Source organism: Bartonella melophagi K-2C (genome assembly GCF_000278255.1).
Taxonomy (GTDB): domain Bacteria; phylum Pseudomonadota; class Alphaproteobacteria; order Rhizobiales; family Rhizobiaceae; genus Bartonella; species Bartonella melophagi.
Genome location: NZ_JH725081.1, coordinates 325925 through 351094, shown reverse-complemented (window position 1 = coordinate 351094; position 25170 = coordinate 325925). Strand labels below are relative to the sequence as shown.

General features: G+C 39.3%; 21 protein-coding genes. 8 read left to right on the top strand and 13 right to left on the bottom strand.

The annotated features are described in order from the left end of the window. The first annotated feature begins 55 nt into the window (after positions 1-55). Both ME3_RS01395 and ME3_RS01390 read left to right on the top strand, forming a co-directional pair. On the top strand, positions 56-883 hold the full coding sequence (locus ME3_RS01395) for a SapC family protein (RefSeq protein ID WP_007476426.1): 828 nt from the start codon (positions 56-58) through the stop codon (positions 881-883). 2 nt (positions 884-885) lie between these two features. Continuing rightward, on the top strand, positions 886-1914 hold the full coding sequence (locus ME3_RS01390) for a tyrosine recombinase XerC (RefSeq protein ID WP_007476425.1): 1029 nt from the start codon (positions 886-888) through the stop codon (positions 1912-1914). Here ME3_RS01390 and ME3_RS01385 read toward each other — a convergent pair. Further along, entirely contained in the window at positions 1881-2159 is a 279-nt protein-coding gene (locus ME3_RS01385) for a BolA family protein (protein WP_007476424.1), read from the bottom strand. The two genes, ME3_RS01390 and ME3_RS01385, sit on opposite strands and share 34 nt — an antisense overlap. A 125-nt stretch (positions 2160-2284) precedes the next feature. Here ME3_RS01385 and ME3_RS01380 point away from each other — a divergent pair, with 125 nt between their 5' ends. From ME3_RS01380 to cobT, 3 genes are all read left to right on the top strand, one after another. Continuing rightward, entirely contained in the window at positions 2285-2902 is a 618-nt protein-coding gene (locus ME3_RS01380) for a J domain-containing protein (protein WP_007476423.1), read from the top strand. A gap of 209 nt (positions 2903-3111) precedes the next feature. Further along, positions 3112-4083 carry a cobaltochelatase subunit CobS gene (cobS, locus tag ME3_RS01375; protein WP_007476421.1) on the top strand — a complete coding sequence of 324 codons (972 nt, stop codon included), beginning with the start codon at positions 3112-3114 and terminating at the stop codon, positions 4081-4083. Positions 4084-4111: 28 nt separating this feature from the next. Then, positions 4112-6034, top strand: a complete 1923-nt coding sequence (gene cobT, locus ME3_RS01370) for a cobaltochelatase subunit CobT (RefSeq protein ID WP_007476419.1) — start codon at positions 4112-4114, stop codon at positions 6032-6034. A gap of 132 nt (positions 6035-6166) precedes the next feature. On the opposite strand, the gene ME3_RS01365 is transcribed toward cobT, so the two are convergent. Continuing rightward, on the bottom strand, positions 6167-6820 hold the full coding sequence (locus ME3_RS01365) for a VUT family protein (RefSeq protein WP_007476417.1): 654 nt from the start codon (positions 6818-6820) through the stop codon (positions 6167-6169). A gap of 120 nt (positions 6821-6940) precedes the next feature. Beyond that, positions 6941-7234, bottom strand: a complete 294-nt coding sequence (rpmB, locus tag ME3_RS01360; protein ID WP_007476415.1) for a 50S ribosomal protein L28 — start codon at positions 7232-7234, stop codon at positions 6941-6943. A gap of 317 nt (positions 7235-7551) precedes the next feature. Here rpmB and ME3_RS01355 point away from each other — a divergent pair, with 317 nt between their 5' ends. Next, a complete protein-coding gene (locus tag ME3_RS01355) occupies positions 7552-8325 on the top strand; it encodes an SURF1 family protein (RefSeq protein WP_007476413.1) in 774 nt (257 codons plus the stop codon). A gap of 237 nt (positions 8326-8562) precedes the next feature. Here ME3_RS01355 and ME3_RS06770 read toward each other — a convergent pair whose 3' ends face one another. From ME3_RS06770 to htpX, 5 genes are all read right to left on the bottom strand, one after another. After that, on the bottom strand, positions 8563-8715 hold the full coding sequence (locus ME3_RS06770; protein WP_007476411.1) for a DUF1127 domain-containing protein: 153 nt from the start codon (positions 8713-8715) through the stop codon (positions 8563-8565). A gap of 169 nt (positions 8716-8884) precedes the next feature. After that, entirely contained in the window at positions 8885-10501 is a 1617-nt protein-coding gene (gene purH / locus ME3_RS01350) for a bifunctional phosphoribosylaminoimidazolecarboxamide formyltransferase/IMP cyclohydrolase (protein ID WP_007476409.1), read from the bottom strand. Between the two features lie 163 nt (positions 10502-10664). Further along, positions 10665-12389 carry a heparinase II/III family protein gene (locus ME3_RS01345; RefSeq protein ID WP_007476406.1) on the bottom strand — a complete coding sequence of 575 codons (1725 nt, stop codon included), beginning with the start codon at positions 12387-12389 and terminating at the stop codon, positions 10665-10667. 78 nt (positions 12390-12467) lie between these two features. Then, complete coding sequence (locus ME3_RS01340) at positions 12468-13835, bottom strand: RsmB/NOP family class I SAM-dependent RNA methyltransferase (RefSeq protein WP_007476404.1); 1368 nt, start codon at positions 13833-13835, stop codon at positions 12468-12470. A gap of 33 nt (positions 13836-13868) precedes the next feature. Beyond that, positions 13869-14924: a zinc metalloprotease HtpX gene (gene htpX, locus ME3_RS01335; protein WP_007476403.1), complete on the bottom strand. Its 1056-nt coding sequence runs from the start codon at positions 14922-14924 to the stop codon at positions 13869-13871. Positions 14925-15005: 81 nt separating this feature from the next. On the opposite strand from htpX, the gene ME3_RS01330 reads away from it, so the two are divergent. After that, on the top strand, positions 15006-15233 hold the full coding sequence (locus ME3_RS01330) for a DUF1674 domain-containing protein (RefSeq protein ID WP_007476401.1): 228 nt from the start codon (positions 15006-15008) through the stop codon (positions 15231-15233). 135 nt (positions 15234-15368) lie between these two features. Here ME3_RS01330 and rpsP read toward each other — a convergent pair whose 3' ends face one another. From rpsP to ME3_RS01310, 4 genes are all read right to left on the bottom strand, one after another. Then, the gene (gene rpsP / locus ME3_RS01325; RefSeq protein ID WP_007476399.1) at positions 15369-15767 is read right to left on the bottom strand and encodes a 30S ribosomal protein S16; all 399 of its coding nucleotides are present in this window, start codon (positions 15765-15767) and stop codon (positions 15369-15371) included. Positions 15768-15826: 59 nt separating this feature from the next. Beyond that, positions 15827-16105, bottom strand: coding sequence for a chorismate mutase family protein (locus tag ME3_RS01320; protein WP_007476397.1), 279 nt, complete (start codon positions 16103-16105; stop codon positions 15827-15829). A gap of 19 nt (positions 16106-16124) precedes the next feature. After that, entirely contained in the window at positions 16125-17687 is a 1563-nt protein-coding gene (gene ffh, locus ME3_RS01315; protein WP_007476396.1) for a signal recognition particle protein, read from the bottom strand. Between the two features lie 236 nt (positions 17688-17923). Beyond that, the gene (locus ME3_RS01310; protein ID WP_007476394.1) at positions 17924-18583 is read right to left on the bottom strand and encodes a carbonic anhydrase; all 660 of its coding nucleotides are present in this window, start codon (positions 18581-18583) and stop codon (positions 17924-17926) included. A 265-nt stretch (positions 18584-18848) separates the two neighbouring features. Here ME3_RS01310 and ME3_RS01305 point away from each other — a divergent pair, with 265 nt between their 5' ends. Further along, on the top strand, positions 18849-23561 hold the full coding sequence (locus ME3_RS01305; RefSeq protein WP_007476393.1) for an NAD-glutamate dehydrogenase: 4713 nt from the start codon (positions 18849-18851) through the stop codon (positions 23559-23561). Between the two features lie 830 nt (positions 23562-24391). Here ME3_RS01305 and ME3_RS01300 read toward each other — a convergent pair. Beyond that, complete coding sequence (locus ME3_RS01300) at positions 24392-25117, bottom strand: glutamine amidotransferase (protein ID WP_007476391.1); 726 nt, start codon at positions 25115-25117, stop codon at positions 24392-24394. Positions 25118-25170: the final 53 nt, after the last annotated feature.

The window sequence follows — 25170 nt, the reverse complement described above, 5'->3', positions numbered from 1 at the left end:
AAATCCTATAAAAGCGTATTTTGTGGCATATAGTGAATGAAAAAGGAGAAGTCTGATGGCGAATATTATGCTTTTTTATAAAAATGTTACTCCAATCAACAAGACCTTTCATAGAAGTCTTAAATTCAATCCCTCACAAGATATGTCCTTTGCAAAAGATACTCATTGGGTTCCCTTAGCAAGTGATGAATATTTTCAAGCTGCTCTCGACTACCCTATCTTGTTTATGAGTGCAGAAGATGAACAAAAAAAGCGCCATTACACATCCATCGCTCTTGTAGGTCTTTCTAATGATGTAAATAATTACATTACTGCTGATAAAAGTTGGCAACGTGACACTTATATCCCCGCTTTTATTCGTCGTTATCCTTTTGTTCTTGCACAAATACAAGATCAAAAAGAGCTTTCCGTTTGTTTTGACCAACAATCCGGTATGTTTAATGACGTTACAGGCATAGAACTTTTCAATTCTGATGGATCTATTTCTCCCTTCATGGAAGAGCGTATCAATTTCCTTGAGCACTTTAAAATTGGTATGGAAAGAACAGCTGAATTTATTGATACCCTTGTTAAGATGGACCTTCTTAGTCAAAAGTCAATTAATGTCAAAAACGACAAAGGTCTTTCAGCTCAATTAGAAGACTTCTGGATTGTTGATGAAGAAAAACTTCATAAATTACCTGCTCATCAACTTGCTAAATTGCATAAAAATGGCTTTTTAGGGCGAATTTTTGCACATCTTTTATCAATGAATAATCTTCTAAAGGTGCTCTCTTTAAAAGGTGCAAGTCAAGCCACTGCCAATTCTGTGGAACAGAAAGAAAAAACAAATGGGCAGGCTAGTCCTGAAAAACCTAAAAAAGAAAAAAATACCCTTAACTAGGAATGTTTCCCAATAATGACAACAAAAAAGGTCAAAATGCTCCTCTGATTCCAGCGGAGCGTAATCTTTTAGTTGCAAGAAAAAAATGGTTGGAAACTCTTGTAAAAACGCGTCGTATGGCTATACGCACAGCACAAGCTTATGAGCGCGATACACGACAATTTTTGATTTTTTTGTGTAATCACCTCGGACATGAAGTAACTTGCAAAGACCTTGCTGATTTGCGTGTAGCTGATTTGCGTTCTTATTTGGCTTATCGTCGTACGTTAAAAATAAGTACACGCTCTTTAAGCCGAAATGCGGCGAGTTTGCGCTCTTTTTTCAATTACTTATCGCGTGAGGGAATCGTTGATACCCTAGCTGCTAAACTTATTCGCACACCAAAACACCCAAAGCTTTTACCTAAGCCTTTGAACATACAAGCAGCATTGCATATAATCAAACCAGAAAATCAACAAGAAGCTGAACCATGGATTATTGCCCGTAACGTTGCTGTTTTAGCACTCCTTTACGGCTGCGGAATGCGAATATCAGAAGCTTTAGCACTTACACCAGAGCAATTTTCTGATCCAGAGATAACAAGTCTGTCTGTAATAGGAAAAGGGGGGAAAACACGTCTAGTTCCATTGATTAAAACTGTTTACGAAATGGTAGAGACTTATCTTAAATGCTGCCCTTACCCTTTAGTGAGCACCCAACCAATGTTTCGTGGCGTTCGAGGTGGCCCGCTACAACCAGCTATTATTCAACGTCTTGTTCAAAATTTACGTGCTCGTCTTGGTTTACCAGAAACGACTACACCGCATGCATTGCGTCATTCTTTTGCAACTCACCTTTTGTCGCGTGGAGGAGATTTGCGTACCATTCAGGAATTACTTGGCCACGCCTGTTTATCCACAACACAGGTTTACACCCATATTGATACAGATCGCTTATTAGAAGTTTATCAAAAAGCACATCCTCGTGCTTTAAAAGTTATTGAATCGGAAAAACCATCTCAAGCAGCTTCAACCTCAAGAGCCAAAGCATGAACATGTGTTGCTAATTCTTGCTGTAAAACTTTATAAATCGCTCGGTGTCTTTCTATCCGCGACATACCTGAAAAAGAAGAAGAAAGAATTTTCACTCGAAAATGCGTTTCCCCGTGGCTATCAAAAACACCACCTTTATGATGATGCCCTGCATGAAGGCTGCTTTCATTAATCACTTCAAGCTTTTGCGGACAAAAAGCATCACAAAGCTTTGTTTCAATGACTGTTTGAATCAGAGTAGACATTTTTTCTTTACTCTCCACTAAAATGGATAGTGTAATTAGCCATCTTCGACACTACATTAAGTATGAAAATAAATTTTCAAAAGTCAATCCTTGTCAACCACACCGATTTTGCATAAACCAAAAACATGGCTACAACATCCAAATTATTTGATTCAATTCGTATCAGCTCCAATAAAAGAAAACAAGGTGAAGCACAAACCCGACAGTGTCAATGGGAAGGGTGTGAAAAAACAGGGGTGCACAAAGCACCAGCAGGCCGTAATCGTGAAGGACAGTATTTTTACTTTTGCCTTGATCATGTACGTGCTTACAATAAAGATTTTAACTATTTCTCAGGCCTTAACGATAAAGATATCGCCAATTTTCAGAAAGACGCTCTCACAGGGCACCGCCCTACGTGGTCTGTTGGGAGTAATAGTGCATCAAAAAAAACATCCCCTCACTACGCAACAATTCGCTCTGGAACAGCAGCTTATCAAAACCGTATGCGTGATCCTTTTTCATTTTTCACCAAACGTCACTCAGCCGGTACAACCTCAAGAAAATTAAAACCTTTGGAAGCCAAAGCTTTTGATACTTTAGGGTTACAAGCAAATGCCTCAGCTGAGGATATTAAAATAAAATATAAAGAACTGGTCAAAAAACATCACCCTGATGCCAATGGTGGTAACCGTTCTTCAGAAGAACGTTTCCGCGATGTTTTACACGCCTATAATTTACTCAAGAAATCCGGCCTGTGCTAAAAGAGGGGAACCGTGCTCAAAGCAATCCACTTTAGTGCAAGCTGTTTACTTGTTTAATTTATTTGTTTAAAAAGCACCATGAAATATTAAAGTGATAGATCTGCTTATCCCCCATTCCCTCTCTTTCTACAGAGCATTGCATCAGCAATTGATGTCTTGTATTGTTTTTAACTCAAATAATAAAGAATGGACACCCTTCCAGAAAAACAATGACAAAACCAAATCACGCTATCGATGTTCCTGATATCACAGTCTGCGCTCGTAATGTATTTCATATTGATACAGACATGAAAGTACCCGCTTTTAGCGCAAAAAGCCTACATGTCCCTGACTTAGATCCCGATTATCTTTTTGACCAGCAAACAACTTTAGCCATTTTGGCAGGCTTTGCTTTTAATCGTCGTGTTATGGTTTCTGGCTATCATGGCACTGGTAAATCAACACATATTGAACAAGTCGCTGCACGCCTTAACTGGCCTTGTATTCGAATTAATCTTGACAGTCACGTCAGTCGCATTGATCTTGTCGGAAAAGATGCTATCGTTTTGAAAGATGGCTTACAAATTACTGAATTTAAAGATGGCATTTTACCCTGGGCTTATCAAAATAACATTGCTCTTGTCTTTGATGAATATGATGCAGGCAGACCTGATGTTATGTTTGTCATTCAACGGGTACTTGAAGCTTCTGGACGGTTGAGCTTACTCGATCAAAGCCGCGTTATCGCTCCTCATCCAGCATTTCGCCTTTTTGCGACTGCAAATACCATTGGCCTTGGCGATACAACAGGGCTTTATCATGGCACACAACAAATTAACCAAGCCCAAATGGACCGGTGGTCTATTGTGGCGATATTAAATTATTTACCCCATGACCATGAAGTTGACATTGTCTGTTTAAAGGTCAAACATTTCCAAACACCTCAAAGAAAAAAAATAGTTTCACAAATGGTGCATGTAGCCAACATGGTACGCCAAGCCTTTATCAATGGTGACCTTTCAACGGTCATGAGCCCGCGCAGCGTAATCACTTGGGCAGAAAATACGGAAATTTTTCAAAATGTTGACTTGGCTTTTCGCTTAACCTTTCTTAACAAATGTGATGAACTCGAATACTCAATCGTTGCAGAATTTTACCAACGTGCTTTTGGAAAAGAGCTCACCAAATCACTCAATTTATAATGTCTGATCTTTAAGGAATGCGTCAATTATGGCGGCAGAAGTTGGCAACCACAGCAAACATCTGATAAACTACCTTCCCAATGATAACTTTGACATCACTACTTTTAAAAAAGCTCTTTCCATATGTATTCGCACACTTTCTAGTACACACAACTTTGAAGTTACTTTTAACAAAAACAAATCATCTATAGACGACAATTATGCTCGCCCACCAACAACATTATCATCATACATAACACAAAAAGATGTCGCCATTATCCGCGCACGGGGGGATTGTATAGCACTGTACAAAGCATGGCATGATCCTCATATTCATGCCCAGTTCGCTCCAACACAACCAGAAGCACGTGCTATTTTTGACACTCTTGAGCAAACACGCGTTGAAGCAATCGGCACCTTAGCAATGGAAGGAATTGCTCAAAATCTTGATACAATGCTCGCCGATAAATACCAAAAAACCCATTACCAAATGGTGCTCCATCAAAGTGAAGCTCCCCTAGAAGATGCACTTGCACTTTTACTGCGTGAAAAGATAACAAAACGCCCCCTTCCGCAAGAAGCTGAATCCATATTGGAATTATGGCGTCAATTAATTGAACAAAAAGCTGCAATAGAACTGCGTGAGCTTACATATCATATTTATAACCAAAAAGCTTTTGCACGTATTGTTCATCAAATGCTTATTGCATTGAAAATTGCCAACCAATTGAATGAAAATTCCAAGGGGGCGTACAATAGAGAACCAAACAATGATCTTGAAACAAAAAGCCCAGATAAAGAAGAAAGTGAAAGCGCAAAATACTCTCAAAATAAAGAACAAAAAACAACTGACCAAAACAATGATAAATACAATAAGGAAAACACACAAACTGCCCAATTAAGCGATGATGATACAACTCAAAAAAAACAAGAAAATACTTGGCAGAAAGAACAAAGGAAATTCAAATGCTCTTCCGGTGTTTCTCAGCCAATGGAGAAACTTGCTGATTATAAAATTTTCACGCGTCAATTTGATGAAATTTCAGAAGCAACTCATTTTTGTTCGGAAAGCGAATTAGATCATTTACGCTGCTGCCTTGATAAACAATTAAATCATCTCCAAAACATTGTCGGACGCTTAGCAAACCGCCTGCAACGCCGTCTTATGGTACAACAAAATCGTTCTTGGCATTTTGATCTTGAAGAAGGACATCTTGATACAGCACAACTCGCACGACTCATTATCGATCCAATGCAATCGCTTTCTTTTAAAAGAGAACACGATACACACTTTCATGATACAGTTGTCTCATTGCTCATTGATAATTCAGGATCAATGCGAGGACGACCAATTACCGTTGCAGCAAGTTGTGCTGATATTTTAGCGCAAACACTTGAACGCTGCAAAGTCAAAGTTGAAATTTTAGGCTTCACCACTAAAGCTTGGAAAGGCGGTCAAGCCCGGGAAGAATGGAACAACCAAAATAAACCTGATAATCCAGGGCGTTTGAATGATTTGCTCCATATCATCTACAAAAGTGCCGATACATCATGGCGTCGTGCTCGACGTAATTTAGGCCTAATGATGCAAGAAGGATTGCTCAAAGAAAATATCGATGGTGAAGCACTCATTTGGGCGCATCAGCGCCTTCTATCACGACACGAATCTCGCCGTATCCTCATGGTCATTTCTGATGGTGCACCAATTGACGATTCGACACTTTCTGTTAATCCTAGTTCTTATCTTGAAAAGCATTTACACGCTGTCATTCAAGAAATCCAAATACATTCACCTATAGAATTAATTGCCATTGGCATTGGTCATGATGTCACACGTTATTACCAACGCGCCGTGACAATCGTCAACGCTGAAGAACTAGCAGATGCCATGACAAAACAATTAACAACACTCTTTGACCCTAAAAAACCTAATCGCTCATACAATATTCTAAAAGGTAAACATCCACGATAAATGATTTGCATGCACCAAATATTTGAACAAGCGTACATTTTGAATGCCTCTTATTTCCACAAGTACACTACAAAATCTGATCATGTTTATGGATTGACAATAAACTTAAAAAGCTAAAGAGAAGCTTTCTTTTTACTGTTCTGATAAAAATGAAGCCCTAAAACTTCTCAAAATTGTACCATAAGGCACAAGCATAATCAGACTCATCACTATTTTGACAGAAAAATCACCACAAGCAAGTGAGAACCAAACTGGAACGTCAAACTCAAAAAATATTGCGTTATCCATGATAGAACCATCAACATAACCTGTCATGTGATCGACAAAGCTAAAATAACTAGAAAAAGCAATAGCAAAAAATAATACCGTATCCAAAGCTGAGCCAGCCAATGCTGCTGCTAAAGGTGCTTTCCACCATGTTTTACGTCGCAAAGGTGTAAAAACTAAAATATCCAGTAATTGCGCAAATAAAAATGCCATACTAGAAGCAATTGCAAGCCGTGGCGTAACTAATACCCAAGAAACAAAAAAAGCCGTTATAAAACCAGCATACACCACACGCCGTGCTGCAGTTGGACCATAAAAACGATTCGTTAAATCATTAATCAGAAAAGCAATTGGATAGGTAAAAGCCCCATAGGTTAAGATCTCATTCAAACCAAACCAATAGATAGGATATTGAACCAAAATATTGGAAGCAGTCACCGCCAAACACATGGCAAAACTTGCAAAAACAATACGCTTTTTTCTTTGCTGTGATACTAAAAATTTACAGGTTGAAAACATCCTTTGTAACCTGAGTAATAATTTCGAATCAACCAACACTTTGGCTAAATAACCAAAATTTAAAACACACCCTTAAAAAACAAGAGAAAATATTTTAATTTGGCTTTGAACCAAAATCAATCAAGCTGCTTGTTCAGCCTTTTTCTTCATGATCTGACGTTTTAATAAACGCGCACGTTGTGACAATTCTTTATCATCAGCTTTCACTAAAAAACAATCAAGACCACCACGGTGCTCAACTGAACGTAAAGCATGCGCTGAAATGCGTAAACGGTAACTTTGCTGAAGCACTTCCGAAATTAATGTCACATTGCAAAGATTTGGCAAAAAACGACGACGCGTTTTATTATTGGCATGGCTAACATTATTCCCATACTGGACTGCTTTTCCTGTTAATTCGCAGGCACGAGACATAGACTTCACCTTTAAACTTTAAGAAACTTTTAAATTCCAATCCAGCAATACAAAACGGGCGCCAAGCACACCAAATTCAGCCTTGAACAAGCATCATTGGAAATGTCGGGTTTATAAGGTGTTAGTACTAAAAGGTCAAGCATTTTGATATTTATTGATACTTATTTTGTCAATTTTGCATTTCCACCACCAATATCAACCATATTTTTTTCGCTCGATTACCAATATTACTGCCTTTTTGACAGATATGTTACTCATTTTCGAAAAAAGTACATAAAATACTTTCTTTAAACGTTGAACATGTTAAAAGAGAGTTGATGATTAAAATGAAACAATCTCCAACAGAATCACAGAACAAAAATATAAGTTTTTTTTCTATTCTGCTTGGTATTTTATGTATAAGCTTTTTTTTGCTTTTCAGTGCACTAGGCATCTGGCAAATGCAACGGCTAAACTGGAAAACGAATCTTATTGCCAGTGTTAATCAGCGCATTCATTTACCCCCCATCAAAGCCCCCCCCCAAGATCAATGGGAACATGTTACTTTTGATAAAGATGAATATCGCCCTATCACACTTACCGGAAAGTTCTTAACAGACAAAAATATTCTTATAACAGCCCTCACTCAAGATACCACTGGTTATTGGGTTTTAACCCCTTTACAAACAGCCGATAACACTCTAACCTTTGTAAACCGTGGTTTCATTCCTATGGATGCACGCCATCACTTTGAGCAAGAAAACACCCCACCTCATTCCCATTTTTCCACTAATACAGAGCAGACTACGATCACCGGTTTTTTACGTATGAGCGAAGGAGAGGGAATATTTCCACGCAAAAATAATCCTGATCAAAATCTCTGGTATACACGCCAACTCCCCGCCATGGCCCAAAAGCTAGGGCTCTCTAATGTGGCCCCTTATTTTATTGATGTCACACAAAAAATAGCCATACAAGGAAATCTTCCTATTGTCGGTCTAACAGTTGTGCATTTTAACAATAATCACCTTAGCTATGCTCTAACATGGTTCATTTTAGCAGCTGGTGTTTTGGGTGCATCTTTTTTTCTGCTTTCAAAATATAATAACTAAAGAAGACACACCCTCAAATATCACTATCTCATGAAATAAATACTTAAACAGCCCCTCTTTTAAGAAGAGCATGCATCATTTAAGATATCATCAAATATTGTGCTGAAAATTATAGACTCTTTTCGCTCTCTTCCCCTATTTCTACAATAGAGGAAAATACAAACCCCTCACCAAAATACCCCCTTAAATTTCACACCCACGTGATCACGTGTAAGTAGTGCTTATCAAAAACAAACATCAAAGAGATTTGCGCGAAAAATGCCACGCAATTGAACGAATATCACCCCGATTAATACCAAGATCATTGAGTTCATATGTTGAAAGATTATTTAATACCTTAACTGTCCGACGATAACGGCGCCAAGAACCAAAAGACTGCAGAATGTTCATGTTTTTACCCAAACCTTACGTTAAATTCTTGAGATCCATAAGATAGAGCAAATTTCACAAATAAGTTGTGCTATAATCACATAACTGGCGTGCGTTTATAGCATAGGAGAGTGTTGCCAAATTTCCTTCATTCGACTGGTAAACAAAAATAAATAAAAAACCATACGCTTTAATGGCGAAAATGGCGCACACCTGTAAAAACCATTGCTAAGTCATGCGTATCAGCCGCTGCAATAACTTCCTTATCGCGCATTGACCCACCTGGTTGAATAACTGCAGTCACACCAGCTTCAGCAGCTGACAATAAACCATCGGCAAAGGGAAAAAACGCATCTGATGCAACAACAGATCCCTTGGTTAAAGGCTCTGTTAAACCCATTCCTTTTGCGTTTTCTTCAGCCTTATGAACTGCAATTTTAGCTGCATCAAGACGACTCATTTGGCCAGCACCAATACCCACTGTTGCACTGTTTTTTGCATAAACAATAGCGTTTGACTTGACATGTTTAACAACACGAAACGCAAACTGAAGGTCACGCATCTCATCTTGGCTGGGCGCCCGTTTCGTTACCACCTGGAGCTTCAAATCCTCAACCACCGCATTATCACGCGACTGTACTAAAACCCCCCCTGCAAGCGTTTTAAAAATCAGCCCTTCAGAACGTGGATTAGGCAAACCCCCTGTTATCAATAAGCGGAGATTTTTTTTCTGTGCAATGATTTCACGTGCCCCCATTGTCGCATCAGGAGCAATAATCACTTCCGTAAAAAACTTAACAATCTCTCCTGCACACTCTTCATCTAAAGGGCGATTTAAAGCAACAATCCCACCAAACGCTGATATGTTATCACATCTTAAAGCATTTAAATAAGCTTCTTTTAAATTCTGCCCTTCCGCAACACCACAAGGATTGGCATGTTTAATAATAGCAACAGCAGCGGTTCTATAAGGATCAAATTCTGCCACAAGCTCAAATGCTGCATCTGCATCATTCATATTATTATAAGAAAGTTCTTTACCTTGTAAAAGTGTTGCGGTTGCAACCCCAAAACGTTTATCACGAGTGTGATAAAATGCTGCCCGCTGATGCGGATTTTCCCCATAACGCATCACACTATCAAGATGACCGGAAAAACTCTGCCAAGATGGCATTTCAACTTTTAAATCTTGTGCAAACCAAGCCGCTATTACTGCATCATAGGAAGCTGTGTGCTCATAAGCACGTACTGCTAATTGGCGACGCAATAAAAAACTTAAACACCCATTATGTTTCTTTAATTCATCCAAAACCAAATCATAATCACAAACTGCTGTCACAACACCAGTATAAGCATGGTTCTTAGCTGCCGCACGAATCATCGCTGGGCCACCAATATCAATATTTTCAAGAATCGTTTGTGAATCTGCTCCAGATTGAATTGTTGCTTCAAAAGGATATAAATTAACCACAACAAGATCAATTCCACAAATACCATGTTCTTTCATAGCAGCTGCATGGTCTGGGTCTTTTCTAATACCTAATAAAGCACCATGAATCAATGGGTGGAGTGTTTTAACACGCCCATCCATGATTTCCGGAAATCCTGTTACTTCAGCAACATCCTTTACCGGTAAACCAGCATCTTTTAATGCTTTGGATGTTCCCCCCGTTGAAATCAACTCAATCCCATAAGCGTGAAGCGCTTGCGCAAACTCCACCAAACCAGTTTTATCAGAAACAGAAAGAAGAGCACGACGAACCTGATGAAGATCAGGCGCAGAATAATTCTTTAAAATAGCAGCCATAAGGAAGATTTTAAAAATAAAAGGATTAAAATTCAAGCAAATTTATAATGTATTATTATAGAATATATGTCTTTTCCAAAAAACTGAAAGAACATAATGCTTAAAATTCTGAAATTCATAAATAATAAAACCACTTTCATTCCACCATCAGTTAAGCATATTCCTACTCTGATTCAAGGCGGACAAAACGCCAATGAATTTTTTCTGTCAACGCAGGGCGGAAATATAAAACAATTTGCTGCGTACGTTGTGGGCCCATTAATTCAGTAAAATCAATCGAATCTTCTAAAGAAATATCCGTATCAGGTGACATAAAATGCCACACCTCCTTACCTTTCACAGCCAAATGCACACTGTCTCCATTATGGATAACCTCAACTTTGGAATGAAGATGAAATCGAACTGCAACACAACTAGACTCATTGCAATTAGCCTTATGTTCATTTGAGCGAGCAGTATGCGGCATGAAAAAGCGATCAAACCCTTCAATAATCGCCCCGTTTGTCGTTAAAGTAAGACCGCGCTCATGAATAAGATTAAAAGGTCGCACATACCCATCATGGCATGCAATAAAACCAATCTTCTCTGCTTCTTCTATACGTTGCACTTTAATACTCGCCGGTCCTTCAAGCAACAGGGAAGTATTTCTGTTCTTTTTTTTGCGAAAAATGCCCACTGAACAATCATTAACTGTTGCCGTTGAATGTGCCGCTGTGATACGCCCGAAATGCCGATACTCTTCATCCTCATAAGAAGCAATCCCCGCATTGATAATAAAGCGGTTTCCTTGAGAAGACATCTCAAATGATAAACATCCCGAACAGGCATATTCTGAAGCAAAATGTGGTGGAAATTTTCCCGTATCTGCAAGTACAGTTGTTTGATTGGCCTGTAAACGCTGAAAACCAGAATAACGTGCATGACTAAAAGGATTTCCCCCTGTTTCATCAAAATCTAAAATAGCTGATAGGTGCCCCGACATAACAGGACCAACCCCATTAAAATGTGCAAGTGTTCGATCCTCATGGATAAAAAACCGCAAAGCTGGTAACATACGCTCAACTGAGTCAATTAAAACACGCGGCACCGTTTCATTGCTACGCTTATAAAGATCACGCAAAGATAATAAATATGGCAGTAAATTAAGCAAAATAGCAGGACTACGCGAAATATGCCCCCCATCGATAAGAATTTGACGCGAAAGCTCACGGATAAGATAAGTTTGAACTTTCTTCTTTATCGCAGCACAAACAGGCAAAGCCAAAGAAGCAAATACCAAAGCGATCACCGCTTGTAAGCGTCGATCATTTTCTTCCATACTGTGAATCGATATACGCAAATAACGAAATTGAAAACCAAGCGAATGCAAAAAACGCTTTTTAAACTGTTCACTTGCACCTTCCAACAATATTTGCGAATGACAAATCCATGAAATCAAACGTCGTGCAACAACCCCCCCACTCCAAGAAAGCCCTTTTATTTTCTTACCACTATGATCAAGCCAATCTTCTAATAAAGAGCGCGCATGTGCTATAGCTAATGGATTGCGTGCTGGCGTCATATGTCGCAGCCAATGAAAGTCATGAAGTGCTGCTTCCCATTCTGACGTTGGTGGAACTACTGCAAAAGGCGAAAAAGAACCAGACTGAACGACTCGACCAGCAAAAGCAAAACGGCCATGATAAAATTCATGTGCTACTTTTGAATCAGCTAAGTGCAAATCAATGGGATGCGCTAAAATTTTTTGCGGGTAAAAACCCAAAAATCGCCAACGAAATAAAGGCCCCACCCATAAACGCCGTAGAAATTGTAACACCTTACACACAAAAACTGATGTTTTTACCTGATGACTTCCCACCGCAATCGCCACACTTATCTCTCCAGCCATTCTTTATCAAACAAAATGTCCAACCACTTCTTTATCAAATAAAATGAATGTCGGCGATTTACGTAAATGAAACGTTAATTAAGCCACCTTGCGTAAACGTGCTGCAAAAAAACCATCCATTCCAAATAACAGTGGGTCCTCAATATCATAATTATCATAGCAACACTCAGAAGGCGTCGTGCGCAAAGTACCATCAGAAGATAGCAAATGCTTCATAGAACCCATCTCCTCTGCTAAAATAGGTTCTAAAATAATATCATTACGCGTAGACAAAATCTTTTTAATAAGGTCTTCCCCTTCTTGTCTTGCCAATGAACAATTAGAAAAAATAATGCGTCCACCCTTCTTTACAAAAGCAATTGCTGCCAAAAGCAGATCATACTGCAGAGCCACTAATTTGACGATATCGTCAGGCGATTTAGTCCATAAGATATCTGGATGACGGCGTATCGTTCCCGTAGAAGAACAAGGTGCATCAAGAAGAACCGCATCAAAAAGCTGCTCAGAATAAAAATCTCGCATATCACCAGTCCAATAATGGGCTGACAAATGAAGACGTTCCATATTTTCTTTTAAACGCTCTAATCGATTAGCCGAACTCTCAACAGCTGTCACATCTGCCCCTTGCAAAGCCAATTGAGCCGTTTTTCCACCAGGGCTTGCACAAAAATCAACAACCCGTTTGCCACGAATATCTCCTAACAAACAAGCAGGTAACGCTGCTGCAAAATCTTGAACCCACCAAGCCCCTTGCGCATATCCTGGTAAATTAACCACAGAACCATCCAAAGCGCCAAGCCGAATTGAACCATTAGGCAAAACAACACCCCCAAGCCGCTTTGCCCAACCAATACTGTCTGATTTTACAGTCAAATCAAGCGATGGTACATTATTTTGTATCGCTAAAATCTGATGCGCCTTATCAACCCCATATGTTGACACCAAAAGCTGCCCAAACCAAGCTGGAACATCTTTAATGGTTGGCTCTTGCACACGCAAACACACCGCCTCATGTGCAAAATTGCGTAAAATAGCATTCACTAACCCTGAAAAACGGCGTGTACGCGGATCAATTTTAGCCATTTGCACCGCCAAATCAATCGCCGCATGATCAGGAATATCAAGATAAAGAATTTGTGCTGCACTGATATGTAAAAGATGCTGAAGTGACAATGCTTGAAGCGGCAAAGGCCGTTTTAAAAAACGTGATAAAGCAGCTGTAATCTGACCTCGATGACGCAAAGCCGCTATTAAAATAGCCCGACATAATAGACGATCACGGTATGAAAGCTTTAAATAATGTGGATGTCCATATTCATGATCGGTCAAACCAGAAAGAGATTTATGCTTATCAAGCACCACACCTAAAAGACGGGTACAAACTTGGCGAACAACCAATCCCGGAATATTCTTTTTAGACATACATCCCGCTTTTTTATTTTGCACAATAACACCTCTACATCTCCCCCTTTAAAAACACTATAACCGAGGCTTTTTAAAATTCTGATGGCGAAGCCAAGAAGGACGATTTGTTGTACGCCGAAGAGCACCTTTTTCCTGACGATTAAGAGTATTGTTTTGAGCGCTAAAAATTAAATCTTCATTCTCTAAATCTAAACCATTTGCCTTTTCACCAAATATACCCTTTTTATTTTCTTCTGCATTCTTAGCCTTCAATATATTCATATCCTCGGCTTGTTTATAAAGAGCAGCAATACGATTTGCAGTCGCTGGATGAGTAGAAAAAAGGCTATCTGCTCCCTCACCTTTCAAAGGATTAATAATAAACATATGAGCTGTTGCCGGATTATGCTCTGCCTCTTTATTATACACCATATGTCCCCCACCTGCAATTTTACTCAAAGCCGAAGCCAACCATAGGGGATTACCGCATATTTCAGCTCCACGCCGATCAGCAGTATATTCACGTGTGCGGCTAATAGCCATTTGCACCAACATAGCCGCAAAAGGCGCCACAAATAGAGTAATAAGGCCACCAAGCACCCCAGCACCATGCGAATGCTCTGAAGAAGAACGCTGCCCTCCCATCAACAAAGTAAAATTACCAAGCATAGAAATGGCCCCTGCAATTGTTGCACTAAGAGTCATGATCAATGTATCACGATTTTGAATATGCGCTAACTCATGAGCCATGACCCCAGCAATTTCTTCTGGATTTAACCTTTTTAACAGTCCCGTACTCGCAACAACAGCTGCATTATGCGGATTGCGTCCTGTAGCAAAAGCATTGGGTTGCCCACTGTCCATGATATAGACCTTCGGCTGTGGAAGAGAAGCTTTTTTTGCCAATTCACGCACAATCTTATAATAAACGGGTGCTGAATGCTGATCCACTTCACGCGCACCATACATACGCAAAACTACTTTATCTGAATTCCAATAAGAAAAAAAGTTTAAGCCCCCTGCTATCAAAAGCGCAATAACCATACCATTGCTTCCTGCGATAAGATAACCAACCCCCATAAAAAGAGCCGTCATAAAAGCCACAAGCATTGTTGTGCGCAGGATATTCATTGCTTTAAAACTCCATGATAATGCGTAATAATATCTATATGATAAGGATTTTTTGATTCTTCAATGGAAAAAAGGTATAAAATGAACCAAAAAGATAAAACAATAAAACAAGATGCAACAAAACAAAATGCAGCTTTCCTTAAGCAACGCTCCCTTCTCCCAGAAGCACAACGTGCCCTCAAAGAGGCTGCGCAAAGACGTAAACAAGCACTCCATGAAAATATACCTTTAGAAAATGGTGGGCGCGGTGGGAAAGACCCAGCACGCTATGGAGACTGGGAAATTAAAGGCCGCGCTATTGACTTTTAAAAAGCTCAAATTGATAGCTTAAAAAACCAAACCATCTTTTAAAGACAAGCAAACATCTTTCAGATAAAAACAAGCAGCGATTGCCTGCTTAAAAATAAGCTTTCACAATGCTTTTCTTGATGAGATTTAAAGCACTCATACTTCTTCTGATGCAGCAACCTTTTCTGATACAGCTTCCTCAGCAATTGAAGCTGACGCCTCTTCAGCAGCTTGCTTTTCTGCTGCAGCACGTTCTTGTGCCTTTTTACCAGGCTCACCTTTGTGTGGGTTGTTACGTACTGGGCGTTTTTTTAAACCAGCAGCATCCAAAAATCGAAAAACACGATCTGTCGGTTGAGCACCCTGACCAAGCCAATATTGAATACGTTCTTCATTTAGCTTTACGCGCTGTTGATCTTTAGGCAACATGGGGTTCCACGCACCAACACGCTCAAGAAAACGCCCATCACGCGGACTACGCACATCCGCAACAACAATATGGTAATAAGGACGCTTCTTTGAACCCCCACGAGACAAACGAATTTTTAATGCCATCTTTTTCTCCGATCAACTTTAACTTTTATCTAAATTAATTTGCTTTGTTTCTTTGCCTTTCAGCAATGATTATTATGGTGAATCATTTCTAGGGCGAAATTTAAAAATTTTTTAGTAAAACCGCGGTTAAGACAATTGTCCATAACCAATTGTCGCAAACCTGCAACCTTACTTTGCTCACACGTCACATAAGTTATAGGCAAATTATAACGAGCTTTTAACTCCCCAGCTGTTTGTATACAGTAAAAGCATTTTGTTAAAATACGAACCAGCGCCGTACCAAAATCATCAATAGATGCTCGTAAACGCGTCAAATCATCTGGTATTTTCTTCTGCATCACACTTCCTTTTTTTGCTTTACGATTTCTTCTTAGGAAGCGGAGGCAATTTTCCCCCATTCCCAGAAAGACCACTGGGAAGGCCGGGAAATGGCAATCCACTTTGAGGAAGACCAGGTAATTTCTCTTCTATATTACCATTTTTAATCTGCTTTTGTAACGCCGATAATTGAACCGGATCAATTCCCGATAAATTAGGCATATTACCAGGAACACCTCCAGCCCCAAATCCTAGTTTGGAACCAAGCTCCCCTAACATCTTTCCCATCAAACCGCCTTTGCCTTTTCCCCCCATAGCTTTCACCATATCAGCCATTTGACGGTGCATTTTCAAAAGCTTATTAATATCAGCCGCACTCGTACCAGACCCTTTAGCAATCCTTTGTTTACGACTATGTTTCAAAATTTCAGGATTAGCACGCTCTACAAATGTCATTGATGAAATAATAGCCAATTGGCGATTCAAAAGATTATCACTAAGACCTGCAGCTGCTATTTGATCTTTCATCTTCCCCAGACCCGGCATCATTCCCATAATGCTGCCCATACCTCCAAGTTTTTTCATTTTCTGTAATTGCTCTGCAAGATCATTAAGGTCGAATTTTCCAGCCTGCATCTTTTTTGCAAAATTCATCGCCTTTTCATGATCAATCGCTTCAGCAGTCTTTTCAACTAAAGAAACAATATCCCCCATGCCAAGGATACGATCTGCAATACGACGAGGGTGAAACTCTTCCAAAGCATCTATTTTTTCACCAACTCCAATCGCTTTGATCGGCTTGCCTGTAATAGCGCGCATTGAAAGAGCTGCACCACCACGACCATCACTATCCATTCGTGTTAAGATAATCCCTGTAAGGCCTACACGCTCATCAAAAGAACGCGCAAGATGCACAGCATCTTGACCGGTAAGACTATCAGCAACCAACATAATTTCATGAGGAAGCGACAATGCCTTGATTTCAGCCAATTCAATCATCAAAGCATCATCAAGATGATTACGCCCTGCCGTATCAAGAAGCAAAACATCATAAGCGCCCAACTTTGCTGCTTGCACTGCCCGTGCAGTAATATCGGCAGGAGATTGACCTGAAACAATGGGTAAACTTGCAAGCTGCGCCTGCTCTCCTAATTGACGAAGCTGCTCTTGCGCTGCGGGGCGACGCGTATCCAGTGATGCCATCAAAACTTTTTTATTGTGCTTGTCGGTTAAGCGCTTTGCAAGTTTTGCTGTCGTGGTTGTTTTTCCCGAACCTTGCAAACCAATCAGCATAATAACAACCGGTGCTGGTGCGTTTAGATCACTAAGGACAGCTTCATCTCCCAGCATGCTCACAAGTTCATCATGAACAATCTTAACAACCATTTGTCCGGGTTTAATAGATTTAACAATAGCAGAACCAACAGCTTTTTCACGAACCCTATCCGTGAAAGAACGCACCACATCCAGTGCAACGTCAGCTTCCAACAAAGCACGACGAATCTCACGCAGCGCTGTTGCAACATCCTGATCCGACAAAGCACCACGCCCTGTCAAATTGGACAGAATGGAACCAAGACGTTCCTGCAAGGATTCAAACATCATCTACCTCATCGACCACATAACAAACAAATCAAAATGACATCCGAGGACGCAACGCGTTATCGGATGTTGACCTCTGGGATCTTTTATACCCTTATAAGTGGGGTCCCAGTCGGTGGCTCCAAGTTAATCCTTGTCACTGAATGTTTTTTCTTCAAACAACAAAAACCACTCTTTGTCAAGATTGATCATTACAGCACCTTTTCACGCAAAGATCACACAAAACAAAAAGATATTTATGACTGGGTGAGCAATTTTTCTTCAACGCGCATAAAACACCCTGTTTCTTGCTCTAAGCTCCATAATTCACCGTTTGAAATATCAAACCAAGCACCATGCACTGTCAAAAGACCTTGATCTTTACGTTCTTTTAACCATGGAAATGTCTCTAAATTCTTCAACGAATAACGAATAGAAAAATGTTCCAACGCAGCTTGTCGCTCTGTCTCAGTCATTGATTCACGACAGCAAGCTCCTTTTCCCACTGAGACCAAAAGATCCATCCATAGTCCCATACAATTATTAGATGACAAAGGCTTACACACCTCTCCAAGAACAATATTAATCCCCCCACAACGTCCATGACCTAAAATAACAACATGCTTAACTTTGAGCGACTGCACTGCAAATTCAATTGCTGCTGCTGTTGCATCATATTGATCACCAGGAGAAAAAGGCGGAACAAAATTTGCCACATTGCGCACAACAAAAATTTCACCAGGACTAGCATCAAAAATTGTTTCTGGCGCTGCACGCGAATCACAACACGCAATCATCAAAATTTCAGGCCTTTGCCCTTCTTCTGCCAATTGCCGATAACGTGCTGCCTGCTGCGAAAAATTATTGGTCATAAAGGACCGATAACCATTTAAAAGTCTTTCTGGTAAATCTGTCATCTTTATAGCTAATATTTACTGTTAGAGCACATTCCCACACTATGTTACTTTGTCATGGCAACAATATCAATAAAAACATCCATCCACCTACACCAAATGTTTATCCAAAATTTATAGCATTACTCTAAACTGCATAAAAAAATTTTATAATTATTTAAATAAGTAACTATTCATTCAAAAATAAAGTGATACAGTAAAAGATGACATAAACGACCTGCTCTTGTGAGGAGAAAAGGTCACCAAGAGCAAAAAGGGGAGTATGACTATGTCAAAACAAGAAGCATTAGATATCAAAAACAATCAAAAACAATTAACAAAGATCCTTTTCGCCCATACCGATAAAGAAGATATTGCTTGTTATAAAAAAGATGAACTCGAAAAAGCTATAGCTATCGCTGCTCAAGCACTCAGCTTACATCAAGCAGGAAAAAGCACCATTTGCTTTGAACAAAAAGAACTGACACGTAGTGGTAAACCTATAACAGCTATCACACTTGTCAATGACAACAAGCCTTTCCTGCTTGATTCTGTTTTAAATGTCTTTAATCAACAAGCAAACCATATTTATTTGATTGCACATCCTGTTCTTGATTGCTCTTCTGGACAACGCATTAGCCTTATACAAATCCACATTGAAGCATTAAGCAAACAAAAGGCCATAACACTCAAAGATGAGCTCACCTTAGTTCTTGAACAAGTCAATGCCGCTGTGCAAGACTGGAAACCTATGTTGGAGGAACTTAAAAAGCACATCCACGCCTATCAAACAAACCTCCCGCAAAATTACCAAAAAGAAGGTGAAAAAACCATTGAGTTTCTCAATTGGCTTACAGATAATAATTTTATCTTCCTTGGAATGCGCACTTATGACTTCATTAAAAACAAAGAACCCCAAAACAGTTTGAAAGCTGGCAATATTGAATTGGGTATTCTCACAGATGCCTCCATTCGCATTATTGGCGATACACACGTAGAAGAACGCCCCCAAGAAGTCTTATCCTTTATGGAAAGCGATGACCTTCTTATTGTAACAAAAGCCAATAGCCGCTCAAAAATCCACCGTCCCATTTGGTTAGATTATATTGGAATTAAAATTTTTGATAAAAAAGGGCGTGTATGTGGGGAATTACGCATTGTAGGGCTATTCACATCCTCTGCTTATACCCGTTCTGTTTTGCAAATTCCTTTCTTAAAAGAAAAAGCACAAACCATTATTCAACGTCTTGGATATAATCAGACTGACTATTCTGGAAAAGCACTTATCAATGTTTTAGAAACTTACCCAAGAGATGAAATGTTTCGCTCTGATATTGATACGCTAACAGAAAATGCCGAACTTATTCTGCAATTAGATGAACGTCCACGTTTGCGCGTACTTGCGCACACTGATTCTTTTGGACGTTTTGTTTCTATACTTGTTTACGTCCCGCGTGACCAATACAGCAGTAATATTCCTGAAAAAATTGGTGCATATTTTGTTGATATTTATGAAGGTGATTTTTTTGAATCTTACCCACTCTTCCTAGAAAGCACACTCATTCGCATTCATTATATCATTCACCGCAAAGGAAACAACAGCGTTCCCTCCATTGAACGCACTACACTTGAACAACATGTTCGCTCGATAACAAGAAATTGGGAAGATAATGTCCAAGCTGTGGCTCTTGCCTATAAAGCAACAGAACAACAAACACTTCTAGCAAGTCAATTTCCCAACAGCTATCGCGATTTATTTTCAGCTGAAGATGCCATTGCAGACGCAGATCATATTTTAAGTCTTAATGATGAAAAGCCTCTTTTTGTCATTTTTTATCACACCCATCATAAAGAAAAACACAATATTGCTCTTAGACTCTTTCACCGCCACAAAGCACTTGCCCTTTCTATACGTGTACCACTTCTTGAAAATATGGGCTTTCGTGTCATCGCTGAACAAACACTTGAATTACCCGATGGGCATGGGAAATATGTATATCTTCATGACATGCAACTGGAAAGTGCTTTCCAAACCTATATTGATCTTAATAAAAATGGTCAAAAACACGCTGAAACCTTTGAAGCCATTTGGGCTAAAAATGCTGCTGATGATGCTTTTAATGCCTTAACACAAACGGCTCAACTTGATTGGCGTGAAATTGTTATTTTGCGCCATTACGGACGCTATCTCCAACAAGCTGGCATTCCCTATTCACAAAAACGTCTCGCTCAAACCTTAAATGCTTATCCCGATATTACCAAAGATCTTTATGCTTTGTTTCATTTGAAGTTTCATCCAAGCCACAAAGAAAAAGAACGCCAAAACAACGAACAAATTATTCAACAGCGTATCGAAGAAAAATTGCAGATGGTCCCCAATTTGGATGATGACCTCATTTTACGCCGCTATCGCAATCTCATTGCTGCAAGTTTACGGACTAATGCTTTTGTCCCCCTTCCAAATGGCAATCCGCGCCGTATTTTGGCAACCAAGCTGGACCCACGCCAAATTGAAGGCTTACCTGAACCACGCCCTTATCGAGAAATTTTTGTGTACGGACCAGAAGTAGAAGGAGTCCATTTGCGCTTTGGTCCTATTGCTCGTGGCGGCATCCGTTGGTCTGACCGCGCATTAGATTACCGTACTGAAGTATTAGATTTAGTCAAAGCCCAACAGGTTAAAAATGCAGTTATTGTCCCTGTGGGTGCAAAAGGTGGCTTCTATCCTCACCACCTTCCCCAAACCAACGACCGCGCTGTGGTAGCAGAAGCGGCCAGGCAAGCTTATATTGATTATATCACAGCTTTGCTTTCCATTACTGATAATCTCGTCAATGGCAAAATAAGTGCCCCCAAAAATGTGATTCGCCATGATGGTGACGATCCTTATTTTGTTGTTGCTGCAGACAAAGGCACAGCAACTTTTTCCGATACTGCAAACGCAATCAGCCAAGCAGGTAACTTTTGGCTTGATGATGCCTTTGCTTCTGGAGGATCAGCAGGTTATGACCACAAAGCTATCGGAATCACGGCTAAAGGTGCGTGGGAAGCTGTTAAAAGACATTTTCGGGAATTGTTTGATCATGACATTCAAACAACCCCCTTTAGTTGTGTCGGCGTTGGCGATATGTCGGGAGATGTCTTTGGTAACGGAATGTTACTGTCCAAACAAACAAAACTTATCGCTGCTTTTGATCATCGCGATATTTTCATTGATCCAGAACCCAATATAGCTGAAAGTTATGCAGAGCGTATGCGTCTATTTCAACTCCCCTGCTCAAGTTGGCAAGATTACGATAAAACGAAATTGTCAAAAGGTGGTGGTATTTTCTCACGCACAGCCAAAACTATTACTCTTTCCCCTGAAGCTGCACAAGCCATTGGTTTTGAAAAACAAACAGGAACACCCTTTGAAATTATTACAGCCATTTTAAAAGCTCCTGTTGATCTTTTATGGTTTGGTGGCATTGGTACCTACATACGTGCAATAACAGAAACCGATGCTCAAGTGGGCGATCGTACTAATGACGTACTTCGCATTACCGGCGAACAAATACGCGCCAAAGTCATTGGTGAGGGAGCCAATCTTGGCCTTACCCAACGTGGTCGCATTGAATATGTCTTAAATGGTGGGCGGTGTAATACCGATGCCATTGACAATTCCGCAGGGGTCAATTGTTCCGACCTTGAAGTGAATATCAAAATTGTTCTTGCATCAGCAATGCGTGCTCAAATGCTTACGCGTAAAGCACGTGATACATTTTTAAAACAAATGACACCACAAGTTGAACAATTAGTTCTACGCAACAATTATCTGCAAACTCTTGCCCTTTCTTTGGCTGAAAGTCGTGGCATTATTGACCTGCCTTATCAAGCGCGCTTTATACACGATTTAGAACAGAAAAAACTGCTCGATCGCAGAGTTGAAATTCTGCCTGATGATCAAACTTTGCGCCAAAGAATGGCCCAAGGTCAAAGTCTTACACGCCCAGAACTGGCTGTTATTTTGGCTTATGCTAAATTAACGTTGCAAGAAGAAATCATTAACAATTCCATTGTTGACAATCATTATTTCGATACAACCTTGTTAAACTATTTTCCAACTCAACTCCAAAAAAGTTTTAAGAACGAAATTATTAACCACCAATTGCGTCGTGATATTATTGCCACTCTCATTGCCAATGATATTGTTAATCGTGGAGGGCCTACTTTTGTTAGTCGCCTGCAAGATAAAACGGGACAAAAGGTTGAAAATATTATTCGTGTTTTCATTGCTATTCGTGATGGATTTGAAATTCCTCAGCTTTCTGACCAAATTGATAATCTTGACAATAAAATACCCGGCCTTATCCAAAATAAATTCTATGCAGCAATCACCTCAATGCTCTTTGAAACAACCAATTGGGGATTGCTCAATATCGATTTATCTGTGCCATTAGAAGAACTTGTGACAACAATTCAACAAGCACGTAAAACCATTGAAAAACAGCTTACACACTCTAACAATAAAGATATACATGAAAAAATTGCAGAAAAAGTAGCATTATATAGCGAAGAAGGAATACCAAGCACTTTAGCAAAACAATTAGCTCTCCTTGAAGCTGCTCCAATGATTTGTGATATTTCTTTAATCGCAAAACAAAGCCAAAGTGACCTTACTAAAACTGCAAAAATCTATTTTTCATTGACTCAAATTATTCGCATAAATCGCATTAATGAAGCCAGTCAAACAATTCCTGTTCTTGATTATTATGATGGTATGGTCTTAAGCCAAACTAAAGAAAATATTGCTGAAAATGTGCGGCAAATTGTTATAAAAATCTTAAAAAACTATGGTGATAAAAATGATCCGCTTGCAGCATGGGTCAAAACAGAAGAAGATCAAATTTGCGATGTAACTAACCGAATTAGTGCTCTCATTGAAAATGATCTCAATATTTCTCGCTTTACCTTTGCAGCCAACATGATTGCACAACTCAAAAACACTACTTTCCTTACTTAAAGCAGTGTGCAAAGCAGCCAAGCTGAAAACACAGTTTTACTCACTCTTACGTGACCTATAACAATGATAATAAGCTGGCTGCTTGCAACTCTTCGAGCTATCAATTAAAAAATAAAGCTTAAAAAATGGGCTGTGTACAAGAAAACAAACACTGCACAGTGGAGAAGGATTTTGCATGTAAAGAAACAGAAACTTAAATTTTACTTGTTAAATATCCTTAATTGTCGAAAGAAACAAGCCATTTACACCAGAGACTCCATCTGTATGAAAATACTGAAAAAACATCTCTTCTCTACAAATACCGTTTCCAATCAATTCTATCATCTACTATCGCATCTGCTTCCAAGAAATGAAGCATATCATTGAAGCTTCACTCATAAAGCCCTATCAACTTTGAGAAGATCAACAAAATAAGAATGTCGTAAAAATAGAAAAATCAAAAGTAATATACCCTAATAAATTATTATCCTCACGCTTAATTTAAAATACTATTATTATACTTTTTGGGCCCAATAGATGCGAAATCTTGTTATCAGCATCACCTAAAAAATATCTAAATTTTAAGATTTTCCCCTATTGTCTTGTGCACAGATATTTCTTTAAACCTCTGATTTTTAAAAACAATGAAACGATAGCAATTTTCCAAACCCTTCAATTATAAGCTTCTTTTTCTCCCTTTCCCTTCCTCATGAAAATCTGTTTTGAAGAGCCAAATGCGCCAATGTAATATCAAAAAGCTCTTATTTTGATATTCATAATAGAATACCAACAAAACGAAAATTTTCTTTTTCAAAGATCATTTTCAAAATAAACATAATTTTTAAATTTATTTAAGTGGCAGGAACACCAAAAATTTGTTGCAATGCATTTTTAAACCACTGGCGCAAAGCTTTGTCATACATTAAGCGGCCTTGTAAATGTGTATAGGCAGGTTGGGCACCTTTTTTAGTCAATTTCTTAGCTGAACGCACTACCCAATGCTGCATCATAGCCCGTGTTAATTCGGCATGAAATTGTAAACCCCACGCATTATTTCCATAACGAAAAGCTTGTACAGGGTATGTTTGACCACTTGCTAAAAGAACTGCTTCTTTAGGTAAATCATAAATACCTTCATCATGAAAATGATAAACCATTTCAGGCCAATCCATAATCGCTCTACCTTGAAGTGTTGCTTCTAGTGGATACCAACCAACTTCAACAATTTTATCACTTCTCGCACAAACACGCCCACCAAGATTTTGCGCTAACATTTGTGCTCCAAGACAAATACCTAAAAAAGGTTTATTCTTTTTCATGGACAAAGAAATCCAATTAATTTCTTCACGAATATATGCTTCCCTGTCATTGACACTCATCGGGCCACCTAAAATGACAACACCTGCGTAATGTTCCAATGTATCGGGAAGCTTTTGTCCTACAATAGGGCAATAAGTATCAAGAACAAAACCGTTTTGTTGCAGAAATTGTCCCAAGCGGCCAGTGCATGGAGATTGACGATGTAAGACCACCGCAATTCTTGGTTTTTTATTTTTCTGTTTTTTACCAAGATACATTTTTGCCAAAAATTTCTTTTTAGTTATTATTGCAGCAATATAGTTTAGTTACG

Coding starts and splice junctions, on each gene's coding strand:
- ME3_RS01395 (WP_007476426.1), top strand. CDS start 56: ATGGCGAATATTATGCTTTTTTATAAAAATGTTACTCCAATCAACAAG.
- ME3_RS01390 (WP_007476425.1), top strand. CDS start 886: ATGTTTCCCAATAATGACAACAAAAAAGGTCAAAATGCTCCTCTGATT.
- ME3_RS01385 (WP_007476424.1), bottom strand. CDS start 2,159: ATGTCTACTCTGATTCAAACAGTCATTGAAACAAAGCTTTGTGATGCT.
- ME3_RS01380 (WP_007476423.1), top strand. CDS start 2,285: ATGGCTACAACATCCAAATTATTTGATTCAATTCGTATCAGCTCCAAT.
- cobS (WP_007476421.1), top strand. CDS start 3,112: ATGACAAAACCAAATCACGCTATCGATGTTCCTGATATCACAGTCTGC.
- cobT (WP_007476419.1), top strand. CDS start 4,112: ATGGCGGCAGAAGTTGGCAACCACAGCAAACATCTGATAAACTACCTT.
- ME3_RS01365 (WP_007476417.1), bottom strand. CDS start 6,820: ATGTTTTCAACCTGTAAATTTTTAGTATCACAGCAAAGAAAAAAGCGT.
- rpmB (WP_007476415.1), bottom strand. CDS start 7,234: ATGTCTCGTGCCTGCGAATTAACAGGAAAAGCAGTCCAGTATGGGAAT.
- ME3_RS01355 (WP_007476413.1), top strand. CDS start 7,552: ATGATTAAAATGAAACAATCTCCAACAGAATCACAGAACAAAAATATA.
- ME3_RS06770 (WP_007476411.1), bottom strand. CDS start 8,715: ATGAACATTCTGCAGTCTTTTGGTTCTTGGCGCCGTTATCGTCGGACA.
- purH (WP_007476409.1), bottom strand. CDS start 10,501: ATGGCTGCTATTTTAAAGAATTATTCTGCGCCTGATCTTCATCAGGTT.
- ME3_RS01345 (WP_007476406.1), bottom strand. CDS start 12,389: ATGGCTGGAGAGATAAGTGTGGCGATTGCGGTGGGAAGTCATCAGGTA.
- htpX (WP_007476403.1), bottom strand. CDS start 14,924: ATGAATATCCTGCGCACAACAATGCTTGTGGCTTTTATGACGGCTCTT.
- ME3_RS01330 (WP_007476401.1), top strand. CDS start 15,006: ATGAACCAAAAAGATAAAACAATAAAACAAGATGCAACAAAACAAAAT.
- rpsP (WP_007476399.1), bottom strand. CDS start 15,767: ATGGCATTAAAAATTCGTTTGTCTCGTGGGGGTTCAAAGAAGCGTCCT.
- ME3_RS01320 (WP_007476397.1), bottom strand. CDS start 16,105: ATGCAGAAGAAAATACCAGATGATTTGACGCGTTTACGAGCATCTATT.
- ffh (WP_007476396.1), bottom strand. CDS start 17,687: ATGTTTGAATCCTTGCAGGAACGTCTTGGTTCCATTCTGTCCAATTTG.
- ME3_RS01310 (WP_007476394.1), bottom strand. CDS start 18,583: ATGACAGATTTACCAGAAAGACTTTTAAATGGTTATCGGTCCTTTATG.
- ME3_RS01305 (WP_007476393.1), top strand. CDS start 18,849: ATGTCAAAACAAGAAGCATTAGATATCAAAAACAATCAAAAACAATTA.
- ME3_RS01300 (WP_007476391.1), bottom strand. CDS start 25,117: ATGTATCTTGGTAAAAAACAGAAAAATAAAAAACCAAGAATTGCGGTG.